The following is a 5,128-nucleotide window of genomic DNA, read 5'->3' as shown; positions in this document are numbered from 1 at the left end:
CCAGTACCGGTACCACCACGATAAACCCGGAACTGCAAAATAATGGCTTGTTGGATGTGCAGTCCGGGACCGTCAATTTGGCAAAGGATTTTACCAATCAGGGGGTGGTTAATGTTGAGCAGGGGGCCACTTTAACGGTCTCTGCCGCGAGCTTTGTAAACGGCGTTGACGGCGTTTTACAAGGCGAGGGTATACTCGATCCTGTTTTTTCCAATGACCTGATAAACAGCGGCACAATCTATCCCGGATCGGATGGTATAGGTTCGTTAACGGTAGCCGGTGACTTTATGCAAACCGCGTCCGGTTTACTGAGCATGGAAATCGGAGGCACCGATACCTTGTTGGATATTTTGAACATTACCGGCGATGCGACGTTTGGCGGGACGTTAAAGGTTGAACGTTTCGGAAGCTTTGTGCCGGAAGTGGGCGACATATTCACCCTGATTACCTTTGACGGTTTGGGGAGCGGCGCATTTGCGTCTTTAGACGCTAGCGCGTTTACCGGACTCGGATTTGAAACTGTTTACAATGTCGACAATGTTCAACTGAAGGTCATTTCCGCAGCACCGGTTCCGGTTCCCGCCGCGATGTGGTTGTTTATGAGCGGTATATTTGGCGTGTTTTTCGTTGGAAAACGCCGTTAACAATTTGCGGGCCAGGTTCAAGCCGCTTGTTGCTTGAACCTGGCGATGCATCGAAAAGATAGAAAAATCCCGACCGATGGCGGGCAGCTGAATACGGCTATGCGCAAAAGCGTTACAATTTTTTAACCGCTTCCGCCACGATATCCATTAAATCGGCGCCGCCTTTTTCGAGGTATTCAACGATCTCTTTGCGCATGCGCGGTTCCCAGAAATTTCTGATGTGTTGCTCCACGCCTTGAATGGCGAGCGCTCTGTCGGGTTCCGATTTGAAGAATGAGCCGATGTCGTTAGCCATTTTGATTAAATTGCTTTTATCCATGTTATGCGACCGATGCTTGGGTATGTTGTAAACGATGTGGGTGAGTATAAATAACGTGATTTTCGTTACGGGCAAACCCGATCAGGGTTAAGCCGCATTCTTCGGCCAATTGTATGGCCAGGCCGGTGGGGGCCGAGATGGCGGCCAGCAAGGTGATGCCGACGCTGGCGGCTTTTTGTACCATTTCAAAGCTGGCGCGGCTGGTCACCAATAGCCAGCCGTCATTAAAGTTGCAGTTGGCTTTCGCCAGCGCGCCGATTAATTTATCCAGGGCATTGTGTCGGCCGACATCCTCGCGCACGGCGGTGATGCCGCGTAGCGGATCCAGCCAGGCAGCGGCGTGCACGGCGCCGGTTTTTTGATTGAGGGTTTGTTTGCCGGGCATGTCCCGCAGGGCTTGGGCTAATGTTTCCGCTTCCAGGGGCAGACCGGCGCCGACGGGATTAGGCCGGCGAATAGCCTGTTCCAGCGAGGTGGCGCCGCACAGGCCGCAGCCGGTACGGCCCGTCATATTACGGCCCTTGTCGTGCATGCTGTCGCAGCGCTGTTCGGGAATGCCGACCCGCACTTCAATACCTTTGGATCGTTGCACGACGCGCACCGAGTGCATTTCACCCGGATGTTGAATAATGCCTTCTGTCAGGCTGAATCCCAACGCGAAGTCCTCCAGGTTCAACGGCGTGGTCAGCATGACCACGTGCGGGACGGTGTTGTAAACCAACACCACCGGCACTTCCTCGGCTACCGAATCTTCCTTGCGCTGGTGAGCCGGGCCGCGCCAGACATCGTATTGACCTTTTCGATAACTGGCCCAGCCCAACTCGCTGATGGCATCCATAGACACGTGGAAGGGTTATTCCACAGCGGAGATGCGATTGTCCAGCAACGATTGTTGCTTGTCGGAGAAGCTGCGATATTGCTGTTGCCACTCCGATGGTTGCGCCACTTTAGCCACATGTACGGCGGTGACTTTATATTCCGGGCAATTGGTGGCCCAGTCCGAATTATCGGTGGTGATGACGTTGGCGCCGGAATGCGGGAAGTGGAACGTGGTGTAGACCACGCCCGGTTGCATTCTGTCGGTAATGATGGCGTGCATCACGGTTTCGCCGGTACGGCTTTTTACGCCGACCCAGTCGCCATCGGCTATGCCCAATACTTCAGCATCGTGCGGATGGATTTCCAGACGGTCTTCGTCGTGCCATGCCACGTTCTCGGTGCGGCGGGTTTGAGCGCCGACGTTGTATTGCGACAAGATACGGCCGGTGGTCAAAATCAACGGATACTTGCTGTTGGTGCGCTCCTGGGTCGGAATGTACTCTGTCAGCATGAAACGTCCCTTGCCGCGCACGAAGTGGTCGGTATGCATGGTAGGCGTACCGTCGGGTGCCTCTTCGTTGCAAGGCCACTGAATGCTGCCCATGGCGTCGATTTTTTCATAGCTGACGCCGGCAAATTGCGGCGTCAGGCTGGCGATTTCCGCCATGATTTCCGATGGATGGTTGTAATTCATCGGATAACCCAGCGCATTGGCCAAATCCTGGGTGACTTCCCAATCTTCCTTGCCGGCCAGCGGTGTCATGACTTTGCGTACCGGCGAAATGCGGCGTTCCGCGTTGGTAAAGGTGCCGTTTTTCTCCAGGAATGAGGAACCCGGCAGGAAGACATGGGCAAACTTGGCGGTTTCGTTAAGGAAAATGTCTTGCACGATCAGGCATTCCAGCTCGCGCAATGCATGGTGTACGTGTTGGATGTCCGGATCGGATTGGGCGATGTCCTCGCCTTGCACATAGAGGCCTTTAAAGGTGCCGTCTATGGCCGCCGCGAACATATTCGGAATGCGCAGGCCGGGTTCGGATTCCAGCGATACGCCCCAGGCCGCTTCGAATTGAGCGCGGGTTTCGCTGTCGGATACGTGGCGATAACCAACGAATTCGTGCGGGAACGAGCCCATGTCGCAAGAGCCTTGCACGTTGTTTTGGCCGCGCAATGGATTCACGCCAACTCCTTCCCGGCCGACGTTGCCGGTAGCCATCGCCAGATTGGCGATACCAATCACGGTGGTCGAACCTTGGCTGTGCTCGGTCACACCCAGGCCATAATAAATGGCGCCATTGCCGGCGTTTGCGTACAGACGGGCCGCGGCACGCATGGTTTCCGCGTCGATGCCGGTAATTTCCGCTACCGCTTCCGGTGAATTTTGCGGCAGGGAGACAAAGGTTTTCCATTTGCCGAAGGATTCGACATCGCAACGTTCCAGTGCAAACGCTTCGTCTGCCAAGCCCTCCGTGACGATGACGTGGGCCAATGCGGTGACGACCGCGACATTGGTGCCGGGGCGCAGTTTTAGATGGTAGTCGGCTTTTACGTGCGGACTGTTGCGCACCAGATCGATGCTGCGCGGATCGACGACGATCAGCTTGGCGCCTTGGCGCAGACGGCGTTTCATCATGGAGCCGAATACCGGATGGCCGTCGGTTGGGTTGGCGCCGATCACCATGATCACGTCGGCTTTCATGACCGAGTCGAAGGTTTGGGTGCCCGACGATTCGCCGAAGGTGTTTTTCAAACCGTAACCGGTAGGGGAGTGGCAAACCCGCGCGCAGGTGTCGACATTGTTGTTGCCGAAGCCGGCGCGGATCAGTTTTTGCACCAAATAGGTTTCTTCGTTGGTACAACGTGATGAAGTGATGCCGCCGATCGAGTATTTGCCGTGTTTGGCCTGGATTTGTTTCAGGCGGTCGGCGGCAAATGTTATCGCTTCTTCCCAGCTGACTTCGCGCCAGGCATCGCTGATTTTCTCGCGCACCATCGGTGTGGTGATACGGTCTTTGTGGGTGGCGTAACCGAAGGCAAAACGGCCCTTGACGCAGGAATGGCCGTGATTGGCTTGGCCGTTTTTATCCGGCACCATCCGCACCAGCTGTTCGCCCTTCATTTCCGCTTTGAACGAGCAGCCGACGCCGCAATAGGCGCACGTAGTGATGGTGCTGTGTTCCGGCACGCCGTTGTCGATCACGGATTTTTCCATCAGGGTCGCGGTCGGGCAGGCCTGTACGCAAGCGCCGCAGGATACGCATTCGGAGTCCATGAAGTCCTGGTTTTGACCGGGCGATACCTTGGATTCGAAGCCGCGGCCGTCAATCGTCAGTGCAAAAGTGCCTTGGGTTTCTTCGCAGGCCCTTACGCAACGCGAGCAGACGATGCATTTGGACGGGTCGAAGGTAAAGTAGGGGTTGCTGGTGTCTTTTTCGGCATTAAGGTGATTTTCGCCCTCGAATCCGTAACGTACTTCGCGCAAACCTACCTGGCCGACAGTGTCCTGCAGTTCGCAATCGCCGTTGGCGGCGCAGGTCAGGCAGTCCAGCGGGTGGTCGGAGATGTACAGTTCGGCGATACCCCGGCGGATATTGGCCAGTTTGTCGTTTTGAGTGCAAACTTTCATGCCTTCCGCGACCGGCGTGGTGCAAGACGCGGGGTAACCGCGCGCGCCTTCGATTTGTACCAGGCACATGCGGCAGGACCCGAACGGTTCCAGACTATCGGTGGCGCAAAGTTTCGGGATACTGATGCCGGCTTCCGCGGCGGCGCGCATCACTGAACTGCCGGCCTTGACAGTAACCGATCGGCCGTCGATTTCCAGAGTGACCTGATTTTCTGATGCGCTTACGGGGGTACCGTAATCTATTTCGTTATTGGCTGACATAAGCTAACTCCTGGTAATCGATCAGACTTTGGCTGCGGGCTGCAGGCCAAAGTCTTCTGGGAAATGATTCAACGAGCTCAACACCGGATACGGTGTCATGCCGCCCATCGCACACAAAGAGCCGTAGACCATGGTGTCGCACAAATCCCGAAGCAGTACGGTATTTTTATCCTTTTGGACATCATTGACGATGCGGTCTATCACTTCAACGCCGCGCGTTGAGCCGATGCGGCAGGGTGTGCATTTGCCGCAGGATTCTTCCACACAAAATTCCATCGCATAACGGGCCATGTCGGCCATGTTGACGCTGTCGTCATGCACCACGATGCCGCCGTGGCCGAGTACAGCCGAAATGGCGGCAAAGGCTTCATAATCCAGCGGGGTATCGAACTGGCCTTCGTGCAAATAAGCGCCCAGCGGGCCGCCGACCTGCACCGCCCGGATGGGTCGGCCGCTGGC

Annotated in this window: 5 protein-coding genes; 1 reads left to right on the top strand and 4 read right to left on the bottom strand. The window is 56.1% G+C overall.

Annotation, left to right across the window (positions count from 1 at the left end; translation table 11 throughout):
• Positions 1–644, top strand: a 644-nt coding sequence (locus NP596_RS19645; RefSeq protein WP_256617096.1) for an autotransporter outer membrane beta-barrel domain-containing protein, incomplete at its 5' end; no start/stop codon positions are given.
• 112 nt (positions 645–756) lie between these two features.
• Here the strand turns inward: NP596_RS19645 and NP596_RS19640 are convergent.
• The 4 genes from NP596_RS19640 to NP596_RS19625 all read right to left on the bottom strand — a co-directional run.
• On the bottom strand, positions 757–963 hold the full coding sequence (locus tag NP596_RS19640; RefSeq protein ID WP_013817937.1) for a formate dehydrogenase subunit delta: 207 nt from the start codon (positions 961–963) through the stop codon (positions 757–759).
• A 1-nt stretch (position 964) separates the two neighbouring features.
• A complete protein-coding gene (gene fdhD / locus NP596_RS19635) occupies positions 965–1,801 on the bottom strand; it encodes a formate dehydrogenase accessory sulfurtransferase FdhD (protein ID WP_256617095.1) in 837 nt (278 codons plus the stop codon).
• A 15-nt stretch (positions 1,802–1,816) separates the two neighbouring features.
• Complete coding sequence (gene fdhF, locus NP596_RS19630; RefSeq protein ID WP_256617094.1) at positions 1,817–4,669, bottom strand: formate dehydrogenase subunit alpha; 2,853 nt, start codon at positions 4,667–4,669, stop codon at positions 1,817–1,819.
• A 21-nt stretch (positions 4,670–4,690) separates the two neighbouring features.
• A partial coding sequence (locus NP596_RS19625; RefSeq protein ID WP_305891825.1) for an NADH-ubiquinone oxidoreductase-F iron-sulfur binding region domain-containing protein occupies positions 4,691–5,128 on the bottom strand: 438 nt, incomplete at its 5' end.

The organism is Methylomonas rivi (assembly GCF_024505165.1).
Lineage (GTDB): Bacteria > Pseudomonadota > Gammaproteobacteria > Methylococcales > Methylomonadaceae > Methylomonas > Methylomonas rivi.
Note: the sequence above shows the minus strand (reverse complement) of the source record. Positions and strands in the feature narration are given on the sequence as shown.